The sequence below is a fragment of the Methanobrevibacter sp. genome (assembly GCF_015062935.1).
In the GTDB taxonomy this organism is placed as follows: Archaea; Methanobacteriota; Methanobacteria; order Methanobacteriales; family Methanobacteriaceae; genus Methanocatella.
This window is the reverse complement of record NZ_SUTM01000021.1, coordinates 1-22983: the sequence shown is the minus strand read 5'-3', so window position 1 is coordinate 22983 and position 22983 is coordinate 1. Positions and strand designations below refer to the sequence as shown.

Annotated in this window: 25 protein-coding genes; 17 read left to right on the top strand and 8 right to left on the bottom strand. The window is 34.5% G+C overall.

The window, feature by feature from the left end:
• Window positions 1-94: 94 nt before the first annotated feature.
• Complete coding sequence (locus tag E7Z81_RS09735; protein ID WP_292747069.1) at window positions 95-577, bottom strand: DUF2299 domain-containing protein; 483 nt, start codon at window positions 575-577, stop codon at window positions 95-97.
• 58 nt (window positions 578-635) lie between these two features.
• Between E7Z81_RS09735 and E7Z81_RS09730 the strand changes: the two genes are divergently transcribed.
• Entirely contained in the window at window positions 636-1673 is a 1038-nt protein-coding gene (locus tag E7Z81_RS09730) for a cobalamin biosynthesis protein (RefSeq protein WP_292747066.1), read from the top strand.
• Entirely contained in the window at window positions 1670-2683 is a 1014-nt protein-coding gene (locus tag E7Z81_RS09725; RefSeq protein WP_292747063.1) for a cobalt-precorrin 5A hydrolase, read from the top strand. The genes E7Z81_RS09730 and E7Z81_RS09725 overlap by 4 nt, the downstream gene beginning before the upstream one ends.
• A 21-nt stretch (window positions 2684-2704) precedes the next feature.
• Here the strand turns inward: E7Z81_RS09725 and E7Z81_RS09720 are convergent, their stop codons facing one another.
• Window positions 2705-2953 carry a UPF0147 family protein gene (locus E7Z81_RS09720; RefSeq protein WP_292747061.1) on the bottom strand — a complete coding sequence of 83 codons (249 nt, stop codon included), beginning with the start codon at window positions 2951-2953 and terminating at the stop codon, window positions 2705-2707.
• Window positions 2954-3095: 142 nt separating this feature from the next.
• On the opposite strand from E7Z81_RS09720, the gene E7Z81_RS09715 reads away from it, so the two are divergent.
• Complete coding sequence (locus tag E7Z81_RS09715) at window positions 3096-3263, top strand: Met repressor (RefSeq protein ID WP_292747059.1); 168 nt, start codon at window positions 3096-3098, stop codon at window positions 3261-3263.
• Here E7Z81_RS09715 and E7Z81_RS09710 read toward each other — a convergent pair.
• Window positions 3260-3847, bottom strand: coding sequence for a class II aldolase/adducin family protein (locus tag E7Z81_RS09710; protein WP_292747056.1), 588 nt, complete (start codon window positions 3845-3847; stop codon window positions 3260-3262). The two genes, E7Z81_RS09715 and E7Z81_RS09710, sit on opposite strands and share 4 nt — an antisense overlap.
• 9 nt (window positions 3848-3856) lie before the next feature.
• The gene (locus tag E7Z81_RS09705; RefSeq protein ID WP_292747053.1) at window positions 3857-5605 is read right to left on the bottom strand and encodes a DNA-directed DNA polymerase II small subunit; all 1749 of its coding nucleotides are present in this window, start codon (window positions 5603-5605) and stop codon (window positions 3857-3859) included.
• 189 nt (window positions 5606-5794) lie between these two features.
• Between E7Z81_RS09705 and E7Z81_RS09700 the strand changes: the two genes are divergently transcribed.
• From E7Z81_RS09700 to E7Z81_RS09685, 4 genes are read left to right on the top strand one after another with little or no spacing between them, the layout of a single operon-like run.
• Window positions 5795-6292 (top strand): hypothetical protein, encoded by a 498-nt coding sequence (locus E7Z81_RS09700; protein ID WP_292747050.1) that lies wholly within the window; start codon window positions 5795-5797, stop codon window positions 6290-6292.
• Window positions 6293-6299: 7 nt separating this feature from the next.
• Window positions 6300-7373 (top strand): precorrin-3B C(17)-methyltransferase, encoded by a 1074-nt coding sequence (gene cobJ / locus E7Z81_RS09695; protein WP_292747047.1) that lies wholly within the window; start codon window positions 6300-6302, stop codon window positions 7371-7373.
• A 10-nt stretch (window positions 7374-7383) separates the two neighbouring features.
• Window positions 7384-7983 carry a potassium channel family protein gene (locus E7Z81_RS09690; protein ID WP_292747044.1) on the top strand — a complete coding sequence of 200 codons (600 nt, stop codon included), beginning with the start codon at window positions 7384-7386 and terminating at the stop codon, window positions 7981-7983.
• A gap of 33 nt (window positions 7984-8016) precedes the next feature.
• On the top strand, window positions 8017-9279 hold the full coding sequence (locus tag E7Z81_RS09685) for a magnesium transporter (RefSeq protein ID WP_292747041.1): 1263 nt from the start codon (window positions 8017-8019) through the stop codon (window positions 9277-9279).
• Here the strand turns inward: E7Z81_RS09685 and E7Z81_RS09680 are convergent.
• On the bottom strand, window positions 9276-10142 hold the full coding sequence (locus tag E7Z81_RS09680) for a hypothetical protein (RefSeq protein WP_292747038.1): 867 nt from the start codon (window positions 10140-10142) through the stop codon (window positions 9276-9278). The two genes, E7Z81_RS09685 and E7Z81_RS09680, sit on opposite strands and share 4 nt — an antisense overlap.
• Entirely contained in the window at window positions 10135-11079 is a 945-nt protein-coding gene (locus tag E7Z81_RS09675; protein ID WP_292747035.1) for a hypothetical protein, read from the bottom strand. Before E7Z81_RS09675 ends, E7Z81_RS09680 begins: the two co-directional genes overlap by 8 nt.
• Before the next feature lie 171 nt (window positions 11080-11250).
• On the opposite strand from E7Z81_RS09675, the gene E7Z81_RS09670 reads away from it, so the two are divergent.
• The 5 genes from E7Z81_RS09670 to amrS all read left to right on the top strand — a co-directional run bounded on the left by E7Z81_RS09670 (window position 11251) and on the right by amrS (window position 14977).
• Window positions 11251-11649: a Zn-ribbon domain-containing OB-fold protein gene (locus tag E7Z81_RS09670; protein WP_292747032.1), complete on the top strand. Its 399-nt coding sequence runs from the start codon at window positions 11251-11253 to the stop codon at window positions 11647-11649.
• Entirely contained in the window at window positions 11621-12535 is a 915-nt protein-coding gene (gene cfbA / locus E7Z81_RS09665; RefSeq protein WP_292747029.1) for a sirohydrochlorin nickelochelatase, read from the top strand. Before E7Z81_RS09670 ends, cfbA (E7Z81_RS09665) begins: the two co-directional genes overlap by 29 nt.
• Before the next feature lie 90 nt (window positions 12536-12625).
• On the top strand, window positions 12626-13129 hold the full coding sequence (gene cfbA / locus E7Z81_RS09660; protein WP_292747099.1) for a sirohydrochlorin nickelochelatase: 504 nt from the start codon (window positions 12626-12628) through the stop codon (window positions 13127-13129).
• Between the two features lie 65 nt (window positions 13130-13194).
• Entirely contained in the window at window positions 13195-14118 is a 924-nt protein-coding gene (thiL, locus tag E7Z81_RS09655) for a thiamine-phosphate kinase (protein WP_292747026.1), read from the top strand.
• Window positions 14105-14977 (top strand): AmmeMemoRadiSam system radical SAM enzyme, encoded by an 873-nt coding sequence (amrS, locus tag E7Z81_RS09650; protein WP_292747023.1) that lies wholly within the window; start codon window positions 14105-14107, stop codon window positions 14975-14977. Before thiL ends, amrS begins: the two co-directional genes overlap by 14 nt.
• A 543-nt stretch (window positions 14978-15520) precedes the next feature.
• Here amrS and E7Z81_RS09645 read toward each other — a convergent pair.
• Window positions 15521-16726 carry a DUF2264 domain-containing protein gene (locus E7Z81_RS09645; protein WP_292747020.1) on the bottom strand — a complete coding sequence of 402 codons (1206 nt, stop codon included), beginning with the start codon at window positions 16724-16726 and terminating at the stop codon, window positions 15521-15523.
• A 125-nt stretch (window positions 16727-16851) separates the two neighbouring features.
• Here E7Z81_RS09645 and hacA point away from each other — a divergent pair, with 125 nt between their 5' ends.
• The 5 genes from hacA to mmp11 all read left to right on the top strand — a co-directional run bounded on the left by hacA (window position 16852) and on the right by mmp11 (window position 21082).
• The gene (hacA, locus tag E7Z81_RS09640; RefSeq protein WP_292747017.1) at window positions 16852-18096 is read left to right on the top strand and encodes a homoaconitase large subunit; all 1245 of its coding nucleotides are present in this window, start codon (window positions 16852-16854) and stop codon (window positions 18094-18096) included.
• Between the two features lie 4 nt (window positions 18097-18100).
• Window positions 18101-18580, top strand: coding sequence for a 3-isopropylmalate dehydratase small subunit (locus tag E7Z81_RS09635; protein WP_292747014.1), 480 nt, complete (start codon window positions 18101-18103; stop codon window positions 18578-18580).
• Complete coding sequence (locus E7Z81_RS09630; protein ID WP_292747012.1) at window positions 18555-19562, top strand: isocitrate/isopropylmalate family dehydrogenase; 1008 nt, start codon at window positions 18555-18557, stop codon at window positions 19560-19562. The genes E7Z81_RS09635 and E7Z81_RS09630 overlap by 26 nt, the downstream gene beginning before the upstream one ends.
• 156 nt (window positions 19563-19718) lie before the next feature.
• Window positions 19719-20135 (top strand): 6,7-dimethyl-8-ribityllumazine synthase, encoded by a 417-nt coding sequence (gene ribH / locus E7Z81_RS09625; RefSeq protein ID WP_292747010.1) that lies wholly within the window; start codon window positions 19719-19721, stop codon window positions 20133-20135.
• 8 nt (window positions 20136-20143) lie between these two features.
• Window positions 20144-21082 (top strand): methanogenesis marker protein 11, encoded by a 939-nt coding sequence (gene mmp11, locus E7Z81_RS09620; RefSeq protein ID WP_292747007.1) that lies wholly within the window; start codon window positions 20144-20146, stop codon window positions 21080-21082.
• A 44-nt stretch (window positions 21083-21126) separates the two neighbouring features.
• Here the strand turns inward: mmp11 and E7Z81_RS09615 are convergent, their stop codons facing one another.
• Window positions 21127-22836 carry a glycosyltransferase gene (locus E7Z81_RS09615; RefSeq protein WP_292747004.1) on the bottom strand — a complete coding sequence of 570 codons (1710 nt, stop codon included), beginning with the start codon at window positions 22834-22836 and terminating at the stop codon, window positions 21127-21129.
• Window positions 22837-22983: the final 147 nt, after the last annotated feature.

Sequence of the window (22983 nt, the reverse complement as noted above, 5' to 3'; positions counted from 1 at the left end):
CAGAGAGATATACTTCCAGTGTTTACAGTTGAAATATACCCCTTCAGTCTTAATATACCTTCGAAAAGGTTACACTTGAAACGTACCTCTCCCTCTATACGAACATGTCGTTTTCATTGTGAGGGGCAGGAATATCATTCAATCTGCCGAATTTTTTGTCAATTAACCAAATGCAATGTAATTTTGATTTGAAAACTTTTTTCATGGTTTTCATAAATTCATTTTTGGTTAGGCCATCATCAAATATTTGATCTGTTATTACAAATTGTCTTAAAATGTTTTGATTGATTTGAAGCTCAAAATCAACTAAAAAATTATTCAACCCAAAATTCAAATCCAGAAGGAAATCTTTTTGTGTTTTTGCATCTGCTGAATTCATTAGGTCAACATGTTGTGGTGCAACCTGGGTAGCACATGCAATTATAATACAATCCTTATCTTTTGGTCTGACAACATCCATTATATTGTCCTTTGGAAATTCAACAATGAAATGAAACTCAGCATTTTCATCATATTTCATTTCTCTTAGACAATCTTCGTCAAGTAACCACTTTTCGATTTGTTCTTCAACATTCATATTATCATCTTAAAATTTTATAATAAATTATTTATTTTTTTATTATATATAATAAAGTATGATTGATTATAATAATATAATAAATAATATAATTTCAGTTAAGGCAACAAACATTGTCTCATTGGACTTATTTTTATTTGTAGTTTTAGGATTATTATTTTCACTTGCAATAGATGTCCTCTTCGGTGAGCTGCCGACAAGAGTTCATCCTGTTGTAATTATTGGATCTGTGATATCATTTTTCAAAAATATATTCATTCGAATTAAAAACAGATTTTCAGGTTTGCTTCTGGTTGTATCAACAGGTATTGTCGTTAGTTTGTTACTATTTGTTATTTACTTTATTTTTAAAATAAATATTATATTATTATTTATTATATTTATTATATTGTTATCATCTACATATTCTGTTAATATGCTTTTAAAGACAGCTGTTGATGTTAAAAAGGACCTGGACGTTAGCATTGACAAGGCAAGAAAGTCAGTTTCATATCTTGTCAGCAGAAACACAGGTGAGTTGACAGAAGGATTCATTGTCTCAGCTGTTATTGAAAGTCTGACAGAAAACATAACTGATTCATATGTTGCTCCTGTGTTTTACTACACTGTTTTTGCAGCTGTAATTTTTATTTGTCCTGTTGAAAATCAGCTGTTCTATCTGCTATTGGTTCCAATGATTTACAGAATGTTCAATACACTTGATGCAATGGTGGGCTATGAAACTGAAGAGCTAAAGGACATTGGTTTTTTCCCGGCAAAAATCGATGATATACTCAACTATATTCCAGCACGTATTTCAGGCGTATTTGTTGTTGTTTCAGCATATTTGCTTAAGCTGGACGGTAAGAACAGTTTTTATATAATGAAAAGGGATGCAAGAAAATGTCCGTCACCAAATTCAGGCTTTACAATGGCAACAACAGCAGGAGCTTTGAACATACAGTTGATTAAGAAAGACACTTATATTCTCGGAGATCCAAACAAGGATATTGAAAAGGATGACATTACCAAAGCGGTCAATTTGTCAAAACTAACAATAATCTTATTTACTTTAACAATATTGATTTTATTAACATTGATTTATGTGATATTATGAAGGTAGCTATTATTTCAGTTTCAAATAAGGGTCATGAATTGGCATTGAAATTAAAGGAAAAGTTAGATAATGACTCTACTATAATCAAGTGTGACTTGTATCATAAGAATGTTAAAAAGTATTTGAAAATTGCATTTTTTGAATATGATGCTGTAATCGCCATAATGGCCTCTGGAATTTTAATCAGGTCAATTGCACCATTTTTAGAATCTAAGGTAACTGATCCTGCAATATTGAATGTTGATGATAATGGAAATTTTGTAATATCCACATTATCAGGACATTTAGGAGGTGCAAATGCATTAACAAACAAGGTTGCAGATTTAATTGATGCAGTTCCGGTCATTACAACATCAACTGATGTAAATAAGAAATTGGGAATTGATGTTTTGGCAAAAGACCTTTATTTGTCAATTGACAATACTAAAGAAATATTATATTTCAATAAGGCCATTTTGGAAGGTAAAAAAATCACTTTTCTTTTAAATCCTGATGGAAATTATAATTATCTAAGAAATTATCTCTCAGAAAATACACTTGAAATGGATGTTTCAATTGAATGTTTAAGTGAAATAAATACAGATGAAATACATGTCTGTGTAAATGAACACAATATTGTGCTGAAAGAGAAAAAAGTTGTAGTGGGAATCGGCTGTAGGCGTGGAAAGGAATGCAGAAAAATATTTGAAGGAATGAAAAAATCAATTGAAGATTTAAACATTGATATATCACGTATAAACATGTTATCTTCTGTAGAAATAAAAAAAGATGAAGAAGGCATATTGGAATTATCTGAAAAGTTAGATATACCTGTTAATTTTGTGGAATTGGATAAGTTAAAGTTATTCACATCAAATGATATTCAAAAATCAGAATTTGTAAAATCCAAGTTTGGAATTTATGGTGTATGTGAACCTTCAGCATTGATTACAGCAGGTTTTGATTCAAAATTAGTGTATAAAAAAACATCATATGACGGCGTTACAATATCTGTTGCCGTTTCAAAATAATTAAAAAGAAAAAAAGTAAAATTAGATAGATTCTAATTTAGATAGAACTTCCCAAATTAAAGTTCTTGCATGTACTGGAATGTTAGGATCGTTACTGATTTCATCTAATTTTCCTAATACAGTACTTATTTTAACAGATTGATCTTGTTCTTCGTCTTTTAATAATTCACTAGAGTCACTAGCAGCTTCTCTAATATTACGAGGAACAGTATTGTTATCTGCAATATACTCAAGTATTTCACATACTTCATCAATTTGACTATTACTCATAAACACTCCCTCCAAAATTATGTAATAAGAATAAGTATATTAAAATATATGTATGTTAATTATAACTTTAAATATTTTTTGGTAAATTCAAGGACAATTAAATGTAGAAAAATTTATATTAAATTAAATTGAATTATTATACATGTCAGAAATAAGCAAAACAACAATTAACTTACCTAAGGATTTGAAAAAAGAATTAAAAAAAATAGCTATCGATGAAGATACTTCATTATCAGGTTTAATCATTAAAATGATTGAAGAAGGAATGGCTAGTAGAAATAAAAGTGATTTAATTTCAGATGAAGATTAATCATTATCTTCAACTGAATTTAACATTAATGTAACAAATTGAGTTTTTGCGGACTCTTCAACAAATACCGCAAGAGATTGTGCTTCTTTTAAGTTTTCACTAACACAGATAACACCATGATTTTTTAACACCAGAACATCACTGTCTCCAATGCCTTCACTAGCGTTTTTGGCCAGTTCACTGCTACCAGGTTTTTCATATTCTATTGATGGTAAATATGGTTTTTTTATTTCTCCAAAGCCTTCAAGCCTTTTTATGCTTTTGTTTGAAAAAGCAAAGCCTGTTGCATATGGTGAATGTGTGTGAACTATTGCATTGACATCATCTCTTTTTTTATAGATTTCCAAATGCATGTTCACTTCAGATGATGGTTTTCCACTTGTTAATGTATTTCCATCCAAATCAACTAGAACAATATCCTCTTGATTTAATCCGGATAATGATTTTAATGTTGGAGTTATTGCAATAATGTCTCCGTATGATCCTTTTATTCTTTTGCTTATGTTTCCGGATTTTCCGGATATTAAATTCTTTTGATAAATGTTATTTCCTGTATCAATAATTTCTTGAATATGTTTTTTCATAAAATGCCTCTATAAGAATTTGAAATGTTTATATTTTCCTTTATGAATAACAGGTACTTCTGCTGGTGTAGGTTCAATATTGTGAATTTTCTGGAAGCTTGTCTGTGTCTGGAAAGTACCTGAATTGATTAAATGAATACCATTGAATCTTCTGTAAGAGTTAACGTGAACATGTCCTGTATGGAAAATGTCCGGTACTTCTTCAATTACAAGATAATCTTCAAGTTCTGATGCAAGAGGTGTTCTTTCACCATAAATTGGAGCTAAATGTCTTTTCTTGAGAAGCTCTTCCATCAATAAATCATTTTTCTCATAAGTGAATTGCTTAACTGCCATTACCAGGTCGTCAAAACTACGTCCATGGTAAATTAAAACGTTGATGCCGTCTAGGGATACTACACCAGGATTTGAAATGAATTCAACATTGTCCAGTTCATATAATGCTTTTGCGTATTTTTCAGGAACTGCCGGCTGCGGTTCAGCAACCCTTGATGCATCGTGGTTTCCAGGAGCAATGATAATCTTGATGTCGCTTCTGATGTTTCCTAAAAATTTGGCGGCTTCGTTATATTGCTGTGTAATGTCCTTAATTGCAAGTTCCTGTTCCTGGTTTGGATATACTCCAATACCGTCAACGATATCTCCACCGATAATTAGATATTTAACATCCTCAGCAACTCTTCTTTGCTCTTCAGTTCCAAAATCACAGTTAATCCAGTCAATGAATCTTAAGAATGCATCTTCCTGGAAAGTTAAACTTCCAATGTGAACATCGGATAAAAATACAATACCAAAGTCCATTTCCTTATCAGGAACCCTTAACACACCTGGATTTATGATTTGCTGACCGAATGCAAAATGCCTGTCGTCACTTTTATTTGCAATGACACCTATTACTTCATCTCTTACAAGCTTTTCGGCTTCTGCAAACAACTCTTCATTGTTTTGTGAAAATAATATTGATATATTACCAGTATCATCTTCAAACTCGACAATTTTATGACCGTTTTTACTTGATCTTATTTCACGAACCATCAGTATAAGGCTCAAGCTGTCCTGTGAATCATCAATGTCAGCAATTTTTGTGTAATTTCTAAGTTCAGGCCTTTTTGATAATATTTTTTCAAGCTTTTCATATCTGTTTTTAAAGTAAGCGATTAAATTTTCAAGCTCTCCGCTGGTATATGACTTTTTACTCATATCCTGGATGATTTTAAAGTCATATGTGGCATTGATTTTTTGCTCGTTTCTTTTGAATTTAATCTTTTCATCTTTAACAGTCTCTGTAGCCTCAACAATTGCTTTATTCACATATTTTTCAGGTTTGTCACTGTCTTTTTTAAGATTATCAATAGATGTTGGTTTGACAGCTTTTGTTTCTTCTTTTGGTTTTTCAATTGCCGGTTTGGTTTCTACTGGCTTTTTAATTTCTTTTTTTGGTTTTTCTATTTGTGGTGTTTGTTTTATAGGTTTTTTAATCTCCGGTTTAACTTCTGGAGATTTATCAACTGAATTTTCGTTAGTCAATGTTTTCTGATTTGTATTGTCAGTTTTTGTATTATTTCCTAAAAGTTCATTTATAGTTTCACCGCTTACAGATACTAAATCCTTTGATGAAAACTTATCACTTTTTAGCTTAACTATTAATGAAGATGCAAAATCTAGAGGATTTTCAGCATTAATAACAGTATTATAAGCTTCAGGTGATAGGTTAATTCCTTTTTTTGCAAATTTTAATAGAATTTTATTAGTTGACATATTAATCTAATTTTTTATTTTCTATGTTAATAAACTTTGAGAATTTTATTTGCTAATATTTTTTCATTTTGCTAAAATATAAAATTAAATCAAAATTACTTTCATTATATAGTTATATTTATTTATATTAAAAATAAAATTTAAATTATTATAGTATAATTATTATAATTAAGTAATGATTGTGATAAAATGGCGAATAAAATAGTTAGAATTATTTTAATTGTTGTATTATTCCTTGTATTCTTTGAGTTAGGGCTCTTTGGTTCATACACCATTGTTACTTCCGAAGCACCTAATATTCAGGGATTAATAGACATGCAAATATCAAAAATTACAGGTTTTTTCAGTCCGGAAACTGTCAATCAGGTTTTAGTTAAAGACCCTACTCCAGTTTCAATTGCTAATAAAAAGGACGTTGCCCTGCAGCTGGAGGAGATGTCGAAGGTGGATGGAGTCAATTATGAATCAATCAACGTTACCACCTATGAAGACCCAGACAATTCCGAATTCAATGTAACTATTGAAGCTTTAGGTTACGCTTCACCGAATTCCACATCCGGACAGATTGTAATCAGCCAGGATCCTTCCTACAAGATTATAGCAAATGGTGTTGCTTCTTATAAGGGAACAGGATTGCTTGTTGATAAGAACTCCGTTACAATTAATTCAGTATTGAAACTTTATTAGTGATTTTATGATTAATGTTATAGGTATTGGTCAGAATAGAGAAAATATGACTTTGGGAGCTATTAAAGCTATTGAAGAGTCTGATGTAATTATTGGATATAAAAAGTACATCAATCAAATAGAAGATTTAATAGTCGGAAAAGAGATTATTAAAAAAGGAATGGGCGATGAGATAGCTAGAGCTGAAATGGCTATTGAAAAAAGTTTAGACGGCCAGACAGTATCATTAATCAGTTCCGGAGACCCTGGTGTTTTTGGAATGGCAAACGTACTGTACCAGATTGTAAGTAAGTATGAAGGCGTTGAAGTTAAGGTTTATCCAGGAGTTTCAGCACTCAATTACGCTTCAAGTAAACTTGGAGCACCTCTTCATGATTTTGCTGCAATTAGTTTAAGCAATATTTTAACTCCTTTATCTGAAATCGAGAAAAAGTTAAGATATGCACTTGAAGCCAATTTAATTGTAGCCATATATAATCCTTTAAGCAAAACACGCCGTGAACCTTTCAAAAGGTTTAAGGAATGTGTAACTGAAATTAAAGGGGAAGATGCTTTAATCGGTATTGTTGACAGTACATACGAACCTGCTAAGGAAACAATAGTTAAGGTAAAAGATTTAACTGAAGACATTGTCAATATGTCCTGCACACTGATTGTAGGCAATGATTTAACTTACGTTCAAGAAGAAAAACTTATTACACCTAGAGGTTATGTAATAAGGTCTAAAATACATCCTTTATCACAAAATCATTATGAAAAATTCTTGAATGGTGAAATTGCACACGGACCTAACAGGGAGTGTGACTATTATCCTTGCCATTATGAGGGACAATACTGTGATTTCTGTTATTGTCCGTTTTATCCTTGTGGAGATTCTTCAACAGGCGGAGAATGGATTAAAGGCAAAAATGTTTGGAACTGTAAGGACTGTGACTGGTTGCACGATAAGGATACAGTTGAATGTTTAAGAGAGCCTTTGGAAAATATTTTAGAAGATGTTGAAGATTTAAAAACCAAGAAAAAAACTTTATTAAAGCTTAGAAGAGCATGCTTATTGAAAAGTAATCCAAATGATCTTTAGGTGATTTTAATTGTCAATCAAAAATTTATTAATTGAAATGAAAAACTTGTCGGAGCTAATGGTTGATTTAGCTTATTCGGCGATTTTATTCAACAGTAAAGCAGCAGCAGAGGAAGTAATTACCTTGGAAAATGAAGTCAATGCAATGAATTACGAAATCAAAAAAGAATCATTGGTTGCTGCCAGATCTTATGAAGATGCAGAAAAATTAACAGCGCTTTTAGAAATTGCTGAAGCTGCTGAAAGTATTGCAAATGCAGCTAAAGATTTAGCTGATTTAGTGATTACTGGTTTTAAACCACATCCTGTTTTTAAGATGGTAATGGAAGAATCTGACAAAAGCATTGTTAGAGTCGTTGTTGATGAAAAATCAGACATTGCAAATAACAGTTTAGGTGATTTGCTTCTGGTAAATCGTACAGGTATGAGAGTTATAGCTATTAGAAGAGGAACATCCTGGATTTACGGACCTGATAAACATACAACAATTTTACCAAATGATACATTAATATTGAAAGGTACCGAAGCAGGTGCGGATTTACTGGAAAAACTTGCTGCAGGAGCCTGTTCTCTAGAAGATATTCCAGAAGAATTAGATGATGAAGATTAAAGAGTGATAACATGATTAGGGGTAGTGATATTTGTGAAAGACCAACAGAAGAAGATTCGCAGTTCACTATCTACATCAGCGTTCACTGATTTTTACGAAGAACACAAATCCATTATTAAAGAAGGTTTAATTGCTCTTTTAATCTGTGCTATAGGAGATTTGTGTGCAGGAATAATCTTAGGCCGCATGACCTTTTTCCTTGAAACTTTCCCGGGATTATTGGTAATTGTTCCTGGGGCCATAGGCATGAGAGGAAATATTTTCGGCTCTTTTGCTTCAAGATTATCAACTAACCTGCACATTGGTTTAATATCTCCCGAATTTGAATTTTCCGAACAATTGAATTATAACATTTATTCATCATTTGTCCTGACTCTAGTTTTATCAATATTTTTAGGAATTGTCGGTAAGATATTCTGTATTTTGCTGCATTCCCCTTCAATGAATCTGATTGATTTCATTTTGATTTGTACACTTGCGGGCTTGATATCAAATCTGATAATGCTTCCGATTACAATGTTCGTTTCATTCAAAAGTTTTGAACATGGGTGGGATCCGGATAACATTACAAGTCCTATCATAGCGGCATTCGGAGATTTATTTACTTTACCTGCAATTATAGCTTCAACCTATATTCTTAAAGCCTTAAATTATAATTTCATTGTTAAGGATGTTGCTTTAGTTGTTATAGTAGTTGCCGTTTTGGTTGCTTTTGCTTATTGCTATAAGCTATCCGATGAAACAAAAACTATTTTAAAGCAGTCTACACCAATCCTGCTTTTATGCTCCTTTTTAGGAGGTTCTGCAGGTGGTATTTTGAACAGTTCAGTAGAAACACTGCTTACCAATCCTAGTTTGCTTACTTTAATTCCTCTATTTTCAGGAGAAAGCGGCAGTTTAATAAGTATTTTGGGCGCAAGACTGTCATCAGGTCTTCACTCCGGTTTAGTCGAACCTTTCAGAAGACCTCAGGGCGAAGCTGTTCATAACTTCATAATATCCTACATTTTGGCTATCATTATTTTCCCTGTCATTGGTCTTCTGGCCGAAACATCCTCATTAGGTCTTGGAACAATAGGCGTCGGCTTTGATAAAATCCTTTTAATAAGTACATTATCAGGGCTTATTTTGGTCACTATTATGGTATTTGTGGTTTATTACATTTCAACAGTTTCCTATAATAATAATCTCGACCCTGATAACATTGTAATTCCTATTTCAACCAGTGTAACAGATTCCATTTCAAGTCTGATATTAATATCCGTTTCACTACTGATTTTATCTATTTTCATCTAATACCAGGCTTTTAGAATCAATTCACAATCGTTTGTTCTGAAATGGTCATAGTTTAAATCGTTTATTTTGAAAGTTTTCGGCACTGATACCAGAACGGCCTTTGCATGGGCTTTGTTAAAGTGTATGAATACGATTGCACTGGTATCCTCATAGAAATTTATTTTATCGTTTAGATAAATGATATCTGAGTGCGGAGATTCCCAAAAGCGTGATTTTACAACTCTTGTTGTATCGACCATATACTGTAAGTTGGTTTTTTCATCCTTGTCTATTATCAGATAGTAATTTGAATGTTTTAAATTGCCTTTAAAGATTTTAAAATAATTGCAGCTGTGTGATGACTGTTTATGTCCATGATTGCATTTGCCTTCATTTTTAAAGTCTTTCAGGACGAATTTTTTAAAAAAATCACATTTTACAAGTCTGTTCTGGGAATAGATGTTTCCACTTTCATGAGTGTCTCCAATTTTTACACTTGAAATACTACTCTCCTGTGGAATCAGTTCCATTGATGATTTTATTTTTGAGTCAAATATTTTCTCCGTAACGAATTTTTTGTAGTTTTTCCCAAGAAATGTAAACTTGTCATATGAGACACTGTTGGGTATAATTTCCTCGTTTTCATTAATGACGGCAAGTCCGGGAGTTCCCTTTTTATATTCATTCCATTTGTCAGGAACTCCGGGATTGTTGATTAGGTTGTCAATCACTTCAGAGATCATCAGCTGCGTGTTTTCTATTTCAGACGCCTTGATGGCTTTGTTTGTCATCTTTTCAGACATATTCAGGACTATTCCACTTATCATTAATATTACAACCAGAACGATGGCTATTTCAACTGCAATATGGCCCCGGTTATCCATCATCTTCACCGCTTAATCCGTATTTTTTCCTGTGTGAGCTGTCCAGAATCAGACTGTTGATGTTAGTTTTATCTATTTTCTGGCCGGTGTAGTGGTCATGATACACAACATGGTCTGAACATGAAATTGAATCGTTAATTAAAGGTGTATGGGTTTGGATAAAGACTTCCATTCCATAATGGGGACATTTTCCCTTTCCTTCAAGTCTGCACAGATAACAGCTTCCGTCAGCGCTTTCATGAAAATATCCTTTATCAAGACAGTCCTTCAACACTCCCGGATCTCCATGATGTATATAAGGGTCATATGGACATTTCTTAATTGTCAGGGGTGAAGTTGCAAACATGTATGAAAACGGTGAATCAAGATTTCTAAGCTTTAAGTATCTGGAAAGAGCGTTTTTATAATGTATTTTGTCTCCCTGGACGTATATTCCTGAGGCAACTGTCAGTATTGCAGGAGGCAGGGGGTCTCTAAGGCCTTCTATTGAAACGGGCTTTTCTACAATTTTAAAATATCGATTGTTGTTCTTTTTAATGTTCAGTTTTACCTTAAAAAGCACCTTCCAGGGAGTGTCCGAACTTTCCACAGACATAACGTCAGAGTTTATTTCTATGTCGTATTTTCTGCTGAATTCTTCATTTTTGGCTTCCAGTTTCTTGTTTAAATATTTTTTAATTTGGTCTTCACTGTCAAAGAGCTTGAATGTATGGTAAACCTTGTCACAAGCGTCAGCCAGTGAATCCCTTCCCAGAACTTCAATGTTGTTCGAGTAGTCATCAACAATAAATTTGAAATTGTCATCCTCTTTAGATTCAATATTATGATTTTCCATATAATTTAAGGTCGTAAAAACAAAAATTGCAAGCAATAACAATGTTGTTATTAAAATAACGGTTGTACCTAATATTAAATTTCCTTTTGAATCGATTTTCATTATTAAAAATATGGCTTGAATTTATAAATTTATTTTTAAAGTGCGACTTCATGATTTTGCACAAAAGTGTAATACATTTAGTTCATATTTATTGAAAAGAGTAATAAAAAAAATACTTATTTATATTATTTAGGATAAATTATACTTATTGAAAATATATGGAGGATTTACATGTCAGATACTGTAAGAACATGGCGTCATATACAACAAAGATACAATCTTATAGGTTCTAAATGTAACACCTGTGGTGAAGTTTTCTTCCCATCTCGTGTAGTTTGTCCTAATTGTAGAAGAAAAGGAGATCTTGAACCTTTCCAATTTTCAGGAAAAGGAAAAATATATACTTATTCAGTAATCAGATCAGCACCGGATGACTTTAAAAAATCAGCTCCTTATGCTGTAGCTGTAATTGAACTTGAAGAAGGTGCAAAATTAACAACTCAACTTGTTGATTGTGATGTTGACAGTCTTGAAATCGGTGACGATGTAGAGATGGTATTTAGAAAAATCAGAGAGGATGGAAAAGACGGAGTAATCTCCTATGGATACAAATTCAAAGTTATCAAATAATTCTGCTGTAATATTAGTAAGCCACGGTAGTACTCTGCCTTATGCTGAAGAAGTTTTCACAGAAATCAAGGAAAAATTTATCAAAAAATCAGGAATTGCAGCTGAAATTGGTTACATGAAAGTATCCGAGCCGACCATTGCAGGAGCAGTCGAAATTTTAAAGGATGAAGTCAAAGATTTGAATAAAATCATTGCCCTTCCCGTATTTTTGGCTCCTGGAATTCACACCAACATTGACATTCCGCAATTGCTGGGTTTAGAACCTCTTGAAGTCGACCCAAGATGTCCTGATGGAAATTATCCGCCGGAACATTACCTGTCAATTGCCGACGATGTTGACTTTGATGGTGAAATTAAGCTGTTAAGTTCAATCGGTCCAAGGGATGAACTTTTAGACATAATTGATAAAAGAATAAATGAGGCATTGTCAGAGTCCAAATTGGAAGACGATGCAAAAACCGGAATTTTACTTGTAACCCATGGTTCCAGATTAAACTACAACAAGGAGTTTGCAACAGCATTATACAACAAGTTTGAAAAAACCTGTGAGCTGCCATCCAGTTTCGGATTTATGGAATTGTGCGGACCTAACATCCCTGAATCAATCAACAAATTAGTTGATGAAAACGATTTGGAAAGACTGGTCGTCGTTCCGGTATTCATTGCTCCGGGAATGCACACAACCCATGACATTCCACACATCCTGGGATTTTTGGAAGAGCATGAACATTCACATGATCACTCTCACAGTCACGAACATGGTCATGACCATACTCATGATTTGACTCCTGTTGACTTTGACGGAGAAATCCTATATCCTGAGCCAATCAAGGCAGATGATATACTAATTGATATTTTAATTAAGATGATAAACGAGGCCGAATAGCTTCGTATATTTTTTTGATAAATTTTTTAATCAAGATAACTTAAATGAATTTAACTTAAAACTTAATAATAATTTACTTAATGGAAGATAATTATGGCTGATAAAAAAACAGGAATTTTACTTTTAAGCCACGGTTCCAGATTGGACGATGGTGAGGAAGTTATTAAAGCTTATAAAGAAATGTATGTAGAAGAATTTCCAGATATGCCTGTAGAATACGGATTTATGGAAATCAGAAAACCAGGTATTCCTGAAACAATTAACAAACTGACTTCAGAAAATGATTTGGATAAAATTATTGTTGTGCCTGTATTTGTAGCACACGGTTTACATACCAAAAGGGACATACCAGGATTATTAGGTATTGAAAGTGATTTTGACCCTGAATCAATTGGTGGACACGGACATCATCACCATCACGGACACGACCATGGGCATGACCACGGACACGATCACGGACATCATCATCACCACCATCATGACCACGATGATGAAACATTCGAATTTGACGGTGAAATCGTATTGACCGACCCATTAGGTGTTGACACACGTTTATACGAGATAATTAAAGACAGAGTTTCAGATGCTTTATAGTCTGAAACTTATTTTTTAACTTTTTTTCTTAAAATATATTTATTTTAAAATTCATATTAATATTCATGACCTTGAAAGTCTCTGATATTGGCGAAAAGGAATTGGTTAGATATATTATTGCCAATTCTCGAGAAATAACTCCCGACGACACGGCTATCACTGAATTTGATTCCACCAATTTAATTTCAACCTGTGACATGCTTATTCAGTCAAGGCACTTTCCCGAAAAAATGTCTTATTTTGAAATGGGATTCAAAGCCGTAACGGTTAATGTTAGTGATCTTGCGGCAATGGGGGCTGAACCTTTAGGATTTCTGTTAGCTATTGCCCTTCCTAAAGATTTAAAGCTGGATTCATTTAAGGAAATTATCAGTGGTGTTTTAAATGCCTGTGAGTATTATCATATACCTTTAATCGGCGGCGATACCAACGAGGCATCAGAGATTATAATCACCGGAACAGCTTTGGGCTTATGTGACAAGCCATTAATGAAGAATACTTACAATAAATGCGATTTGATTGCAGTTACAGGAGAAATTGGTCTTGCAGCATTAGGCTTTGAACTGGAAACTTTTGACAATAGTTATACAAAAAAAGCACTAAAACCTGAGGCAAGGGTTAAGGAAGGTTTAATTTTAAAGGATTATGCAAGTTCTGCAACAGACATTACTGATGGACTTGCAAGTGAATTATATGAGATTAAAAAGGACGGCTACGGATTCATGATTCATGAAGAGCTTTTGGGAATCTCTGATGAATATAAGCAGATTGCAGGTGAGCACGATTTGGATTATCTGGATTTGGTTTTACATGTTGGGGAAGATTTTGAATTACTGTTTACAATATCAAAAGAGAATTTGGAGAAACTGCCTATTGACTGTATGGTAATTGGTGAAGTTACAGATTCAGATTCTGTTGAGCTGACACTTGAAAACGGCTTTGTTGAGGAAATTAAAAATAAAGGTTATGAACACTATGTTAGTGAGTAGAGATTTATACAAAAAAAGTTCCAAGACACAGAAAATCAGATGTGAAATCTGTGCAAACTACTGCAAGATTGCCGACGGTAAGGTTGGAGTATGCAGACAGCATAAAAACATTAACGGCGAGCTGTTTGATGAATCATATGGTATTGTTTCATCTTTAAGTCCTGATCCTATTGAAAAAAAGCCTTTAAATAAGTTTTTACCGGGAACATTTACATATTCAATTGGTGGTTTTGGATGTAACATGACATGTTTGCACTGCCAGAACTATATGATATCTCATGAATATGATAAAAATTCAAGAGCTATTAAGATAACGCCAGAAGCGATTGTGGAAAATGCACTCAAATATAATTGTAAGTCAATTGCTTGGACCTATAATGAACCTACGATACACTTGCCATTCAACAAAAAAACTTCCCTTCTGGCAAAGCGTGAAAATCTGAAAGTAATCTATGTAAGCAACGGGTATTTTTCCGACAGGTCTCTTGAAGAGGTCCTGACATTTGTCGATGCATTCAATATAGACTTGAAATCCATGTCTTCTGATTTCTACAAAAAGGTATGCGGCGCTGATTTGGATGTTGTTTTGGATAATTTAAGAAGAATTTATCTTGAAGGCAAGCATCTTGAAATTACAAATTTAATCATTAATGATTATAACGATTCAGTTGATGAAATTAATGAGTTATGTGATTTTGTTGTTGATGAATTGGGTCCGGAAGTTCCACTTCATTTTTCAAGGGCTTTTCCATACTATAAGATGAATGACATTTCACCAACAAGGCCTGAGATTCTTTTTAAGGCCCGTGATATTGCGCTGGAAAAGGGAATTGAAAATGTCTATCTCGGAAATATTTAGGTGATGGTTAGGCAATGGTTTTTGCCTAGATTAATGTTTTCAATTGCACAAAGAATGCAACACATTAAAATTCCAGCTAAACTTATTTTTTTGTAAAACTAAGCCATCACTTTGAAAACTATAAGCTGGCTTTGATTCATTTTGAAAGATTAATCAGAAATGCCTTTATATCTTATGCTTATAGTAGCATGGAATATATGTGACCACTAAAAAAATAATGCAGTCAAAAAGCATTTCTACCATCAATCCACCTCCTTTAGGAGGATAAAATTTAGTTGTGTATTTTATCAATTTGGAAGCTCCTAATTTTAGTGAATTTTTATCAGTTCCAGTACTACATAATTATTACTTATAATATATAAAGTATTACTTTTTAATTTAATATCAAATTATTTATATTAAAAAAATAAATTTAATAATAGTTGTGTATGGAAATTCAATTTGGTTTCCAAATTAATAATTGTTAGGGTTTATTTTTAACCCTACTTTTATTAAAATGCTTTTTTTAAAAAATAAGATTATAATAAAAAATAAAAAAAGAATTTAAAAATCAATTGATTGATCTTTTTGTAGTGGATGTCCGTTCCATGCCTGTATGCTGGTCCATTCTGCAAACGGAGCAGTCCAGAATGCGTCATTGGCATCCAATCCTAATGCTACAAATATTGTGCAGCAGAAGTAAAGACTGCCTGTGTTGATATCATTTTCCGCAATGTCGGTTTGTGAACCGTTCAATCCAAGAATCAACCATCCACTGCTTGAGAAGTTTTGATTTTCACCGAACTGCTTTTTCAGAACTGCTGTCAGTGCAGACCTGACCTGTGCTGGATTGATGTTTCTTGGCAGTATTTTCAATAGTGCGGCCTGTGAAAGTAAATGGAAAATTCCGCAGCGGTATCCCATACAGCTTCCTATAAGCGGATAGGTTCCTTCAGGTGATATTGTTCTTTCCAGCTGTGATGCTAATCTTGATGATCTCATCAGCTGCACATCCAAAAACTCACCGTCGTTTATTCCGTATTTTCTCATTACTTTTAAAATATCATTAAGCATCGGATGAATTACCATACTGTTGAAGTAACCGGATGTAAAGCTTTCTCCATCTGAATAGATTCCGTCTCCCATATATAATTCATCTCTGAATTTTCGAACACCATAACTTAAACGCTCTTTGTCACATTCTCCTGTAAATTCCAAAAGAGCAGCTTCAATCATGGATGTAAATAATAACCAGTGATTTTCATAAGGTGCGATTACTCTTGTATTTTTAAGCTCACGGATAATCCTTGCCTGATCATCCATTTGTAAATTGAGCCAAATCTGATTTTTAGCCCTGAGTAATCCCTGAGCAAATAGAGCGACATCAACTAAAGACTGTTTCGGTTCAACTACAAAAATGTAATCGTTATTGTTGGGATTAACTGCATTTGAGATAGCTTTCTTTGTCATCTGAATGTATTTTTCACGAACAATTCCTTCCTCTGAGCTATCCGGTCCTAACTCTAACCATGGTGCAATTCCGTTGAATACTCGTGCAAAAGCCTCAAGGTATGAAAATTTTTGACCTTCAAGACTAGGGGATTCATAAGGCATGTTTTTCCTTAATGATCCTTTTGATAGATTATTCAAAACTGGAAAAGTCATTTTTTGTAATGTTGAAACCCAGAAAATCCTATCATCCCAAACAGGGCCTTGTTCTTCTATAATAGGTTCTTCCTTTTTTCTTAGTTTATTCAAAAATGAGCTCATGATATTATTTTGGCATACATTATATATAAATTTAAAATTTTTAAAAAATTGATTTTTTTCTAAAATAAAACAACTTATATATTTTATAAAATACATATAATTATCATTATTAAGAGGTTAAAAATATGCCAACAATGTCAGAAAAAATATTAGCCAGAGCATCCGGCAAGGATGAAGTTGAAGCCGGAGATATAGTTATAGCAAATATTGACGTAGCAATGACACATGATTTAACAGGACCTCTTTCAGTAGAATCTTTTGAAAAAATTGGGACTGAAAAAGTTTGGGACCCATCAAAAATAGTCATTCCCTTCGACCATCAGGTTCCGGCAGATTCAATTGATTCAGCCAACAATCATATTTTAATGAGAGAGTTTGTTAAAAAACAGGGCATTGAACATTTTTATGATGTTAATGCGGGAGTTTGTCATCAGATACTTCCTGAACTGGGTCATGTTGTACCTGGTGAGGTAATTGTTGGAGCAGATTCACATACCTGTACCCATGGTGCTTTAGGAGCATTTGCTACCGGTATCGGTTCAACTGACATGGCAATGGTCTTTTCTGAAGGCAATTTATGGTTTAAGGTCCCTGAAACCAACAGGTTTGAAATCACCGGAAAACTAGGGGAAAATGTTTATGCAAAGGATGTAATTTTACACATTATCGGTCAGGTCAGCGTTGACGGTTCAACATACAAGGCCTGTGAGTTTGCCGGTGAAACCGTAAGTGCCATGAGCGTATCCGACAGGATGGTATTATGCAACATGGCCATTGAAATGGGCGGAAAAACAGGTTTGGTTGAACCTGACAAAAAGACAATAGACTATGTAGAAAACCGCTCAAAAAAATCATATAAAGTATATAAAACCGACTTGGATTCCCCGTCTCTTAATATAATTGATATTGATGTCAGTGACTTGGAACCTCAGGTCGCTTGTCCTCATAACGTTGATAATGTACGTCCGGTAAGTGAAGTTGACCAGGAACTGGATCAGGTATTTTTAGGTTCATGCACCAACGGAAGATTGGAAGACTTAAGGCAGGCCGCAAAAATCCTTAAAGGTAAAAAGGTAGCTAAAGGCACAAGAATGCTGGTTATTCCGGCATCAAAAGAAGTTTACTCAAAGGCTCTTGATGAAGGTTTGCTTAAAATATTCGTTGATGCAGGAGCGCTCGTATCCGCTCCGTGCTGCGGTCCATGTCTTGGAGGACACACCGGAATTATTGGTCCTGGAGAAGTAAGCCTTTCCACTTCAAACAGAAACTTTAAAGGCAGGCAAGGTTCACCGGACGGAAAAGTGTATTTGGCTTCAGCGGCTGTAGCTGCGGCTTCAGCTATTGAAGGAAGAATAGTGGCACCGGAGTGATATTGTGAAAGGAACAGCATGGAAATTTGGCGATGATATTGATACGGACATCATTGTTCCGGGAAGATATTTAATCTATACAGATGAAGAAAGACTGGCCCAGCACTGCATGGAAGGACTGGACGCAGACTTTAACAGTAAATGCAAAAAAGGCGATTTCATAGTCGCAGGAAGAAATTTCGGCTGCGGATCATCACGTGAACATGCACCTATTGCACTTAAAGGTGTTGGAGTTTCCGCCGTCATTGCCGAGTCCTTTGCAAGAATATTTTACCGAAATGCTACAAATGTAGGTGTTCCACTTCTTGAAGCTCCAGGAATTACAGAATTAGTTGAAAATCAAGAAGAAATAGAAGTTGACATGGAAAAGGGTATAATTACCAATAAAAATGGAGAATCAGTAACATTTAAAAAATTACCTCCGTTCATGTTAGAAATTTTACAGCAAGGTGGTTTGATTGAGTACCTCAAAAACAAAAGATAGATATCAGATAGCTATTGTTCCCGGTGACGGAATAGGCAGGGAAGTAATGGAAGCTACACTTTTTGTTCTTGATAGTTTAGGTATTGATTTTGATTATGTTTATGGTGAAGCTGGCGACGAATGCCTAGAAAAAACAGGCACTGCACTTCCAGCGCAAACCTTAGAGATTATACGTAATGCAGATGCATGTTTATTCGGTGCGGCAGGCGAAACTGCAGCTGACGTTATTGTTAAGATACGTCAGGAAATGAAAATGTTTGCTAATTTAAGGCCTGTAAAAGCATATCCGAATACCAATTCACTTTCAGATGACATTGATTTTATGATTGTCCGTGAAAATACAGAAGGCATGTATATAGCGGATGAAGAGGAATTCACTGATGAAGGTGCAGTTGCAAGACGTATCATTACAAGAGAAGCTGAAAAGCGTATTATTGACTATGCATTCAATTATGCAGTTGAAAATAATAAATCTAAAGTTACAGCTGTTCATAAAGCTAATGTATTGAAGAAAAGTGACGGTCTGTTTAAGGAAATTTTCTATGAAGTTGCAGATGATTATCCGGATATTGCAACCGAGGACTTTTATGTGGATGCAACAGCAATGTATCTTATTACACAGCCTGAAAGCTTTGAAGTCATCGTTACCACAAACCTTTTCGGAGACATTCTATCCGATGAAGGAGCGGGGCTTGTTGGAGGACTGGGTCTGATTCCTTCTGCAAATATTGGTGAGGATGCTGCATTGTTTGAACCTGTCCACGGTTCAGCACCGGACATTGCAGGTAAGGGAATTGCAAATCCTATAGCAATGATGCTGTCATCAATAATGATGCTTAGATACATTGGAGAGTCTGAAGCAGCCGATAAATTCGATAAAGCAATTTTAAAAGTTTTAACTGATGCTAATATTTTAACCGGTGATTTGGGTGGTAATGCTTCTACAATGGAAGTTGCCGAAGCGGTTAAAAATAATTTATAAAAAATATAGGAGACAAACGAATGAATTTCAAAAAATTAACTAGAATGCAATTGGCAGCACTTTTTATCATATTCATTATGGTAGTTAGTGGGGTAGCTGGTTTCCTTCTCATTATATTCAGCGGTGGAGCTTAATTAAAAAAACGAGGTAGATAAAATGGTAAAATATGAAATTGCAGCAGTTGTTGCAGAATTTAATTATGATATAACTCAAATGATGTTAGAATTGGCTAAAGCGGAAGCTAAAAATAGAGATTGTGAAATTACTAAAGTGGTAGCTGTACCTGGTGTATTCGATATGCCTCTTGTAATTAAAAAATTATTACAAAAAGACGAATATGACGCTATCATCACTTTAGGCGCTGTAATCGAAGGCGCAACCGACCACGATCAAATTGTAGCACAGCACGCTTCCCGTAAAATCGCAGATTTAGCACTTGAATATGATACTCCAGTAGCACTTGGAATTACAGGTCCTGGAATGACCAGACTCGATGCTCACAGACGTGTTAAAAACGCAAAAAGTGCAGTTGAAGCAGCTATTAAAATGTGCGACAGATTAAAAGAAATTTAGATGATTATATGGAAATTTTAAAACCAAACGAATTAAGAGAAAAATTCCAAGACCCATGGATTGCACCATATGAAAAGGTATTGACTATGGTTGACGGCGACAAGGTGGAAATCGTAGAATACCATCCATGCATTTCTGGGTCTCATTGGTTGTTAAATCAATACAGAAACAATTCAGAGTTAATAGATTCAGCTTATCGTGATGGAAATAAGCATGTTTACTCCTGTCATGTAGGTTCAGCACCTCTTGATTTAAAAGCTAGTTTCAATGCAGCCGGAATAGATGAAATTGTTATAGACGGCGATGAGGTAAAGGTAACTCATGCCGGACTTGCCGGTGCAGGTGTTGGAGCCGGAATGTGCAGAGGAATGGGCGAAGGCGTAAAATATGTGGAGCTCATTGAAGTCGGTGGAGGATCTAAAGCCGGAAAGGCAACTGTTGTAACTCCTAAACTTGAAAAAGTTGTTATCGGTGTTGATGATACAGATACAAAGGATGCCGGTGCTACATGGACAATGGCTCATAACTTAGGTGTTGAGCTTGCAGGCGAAGGCTTTGAGTACCTTGACCATATTATTGTTCAACTGTACCCTCATAATCCTCACAAAACTCAAAATTGTGTTTCTATTGCATTAACATTCGCAGTTGAGCAATCCAAAAAGCAGGATTTAATCGACAGGGTTATTGAAATTCTCAAAAGGGATACATTATCCGATAAAACAGCGATAGCTATTTTGGAAGGTTTGGAGATTCCTGAAAAATTAAGGGAGTATTCAATTGCCACAAAATCAGGTATGATGGATGTTGAAACTGCAGAAAGTGTTGCAGAAGAATTAAACATTCCTTTGATTGCCGTTACAGGCGAACAAGGAAAAGTTGGTGCTCTAGCAGCTTTAGGTCTTTACAACGATGTTGAAGAAGCTGTTAAAGCTTATGACAAAAAATAATCTAAGATTAACATCTTAGATTTTTAACTATTTTTTTTAAAGTATTATTCAAGGTATAGATTTAAGAAATTGCCCTGATCGGACCTTACAAACTGTTTTATTGATGTGTTGTTTCTGTCAACAAATTCAACTCTGATTTCATGGTCTCCATAAGTGAAATTGCAGTCATCAAAGGTTTTGTTGTTGTATGTAACTGACTTTACAACCTCATCGTTGATTGAAATGTCATATGTCGAATTGTCTCTGAATATTCCAAATGAAGATGCTATTGACTGGTTGTCTAGGAAAACCTCAAAGTTGCATGCATCCTTGTCCCTTGCGGAAATGGTTAGTTTTTCTATTGTAGTGTTGTTTCCGATTCCGATATTGTGAAGAACACCAACACCTTCAAATATTTCTTTCAGACGGCTGTTCTGTATAACTGATTCGGTCTGCACATCCAAGGCCTTTCTTGCATCACTTGGCAATCTGATAATGTCCTGCTCACCAGGACGGGTGTCATTAATGGTGTAAATTTCATCGTTTATTACCATTGTATCATTTGTCTTAATTCCCAGCGTCATCATGGCATCCGAAGGCATTCTTATTTCAGATGATTCGTTTTCAATCGCAGCATCAATAGTAAATGGTCCTCTGACTGAAATGGCAGTGTCTCTTGGGCTGTTGTCGGCATAAATAATTAGGTTTCTTGAATTTGGTTCAACGGACAGCACACCGTTTTCAAAGTGGGCCGCACCGATGAATGTTGAAATCATCAGAAGAAGTATGATTATTGAAATAATCATAGGGAAATGAATCTTAATGAAGGATTTCAGCAGGTTTCCCTTCGAATTCTTCCTGAATATCACGATGGACTGGATGATGACTTTAGCCATGTAAAATACCGCTATTATAATTCCGATAATTCCAATCAGTATAGCTATAAACATAGGGACGAATTTAACAAAGAATATTGTAAACAGTCCGAGGATTATAAGTGATAATCCGACAATGGCCATCCTGATGTAGTAACCGATGTCATCAATCATGGTTACCCTACCGTATTTGTTGGCACGATTTATTATTGTTCTTACAACCTCATTAGCCATCAGATTCAAGTCAGCCAATGGAGACATGTCATGTTGAATTGCACCAATGTCGACTTCCATAATGGAAATTCCCAAAACATCAGCGTCAATAACGATTCCTACGTCTACACCGTAGTCCTTTTCAAAATTAATTCTTTTTAAGATTTCCTTACGTGCTGCAAACTGACCGCTTAAAGGCTGTTCAAATGAAATTTCAGGGAAGAAAAAGTTTAACAGCGGTTTTGCAGTAAGTTCTGTAACACGACCGCTTTCACGGGCAAATTTGGTTTTAGTAATGTCTGTTTTACCGTCAAGGATAGGCCTGATCATGGCTTCAACTTTTTGTGATGTCAGATTGTAGATATCAGCGTCAATGAAAGCTATGATATCACAGTCAATCTGAGTATATCCTGTATATAAAGCTTCACCTTTTCCTTTATTGACTTCATGGTTGATTACAACCGCTCCTGCTTTTAGAGCTTCAGCTTCAGTATTGTCGCTTGACCCGTCATTAACAACGACGATTTCATCTACAAACGACACTTTCTTGATAACCTCAACCACTTTGGCTACGGTTGCCTCTTCGTTGTATGCCGGAATAATTACTGAAACCTTTTGATATTTTTTAGGCTTTTCAGTTTTTATGCTGGCCAAAAGAAAAGTAAGTATTACTAAAAACCAATACACAAAATTCACCAAATATTATTTTATTCATTTATAGGTATATTATAAATCTTATTTAAATAATACCTTTTTTAGGCACTTTCAAAAACTTAAGTGATTTTTAGAAAATCGCATTGTCCTCATCCCAATACCTCAGTTTTAAGTCAAATC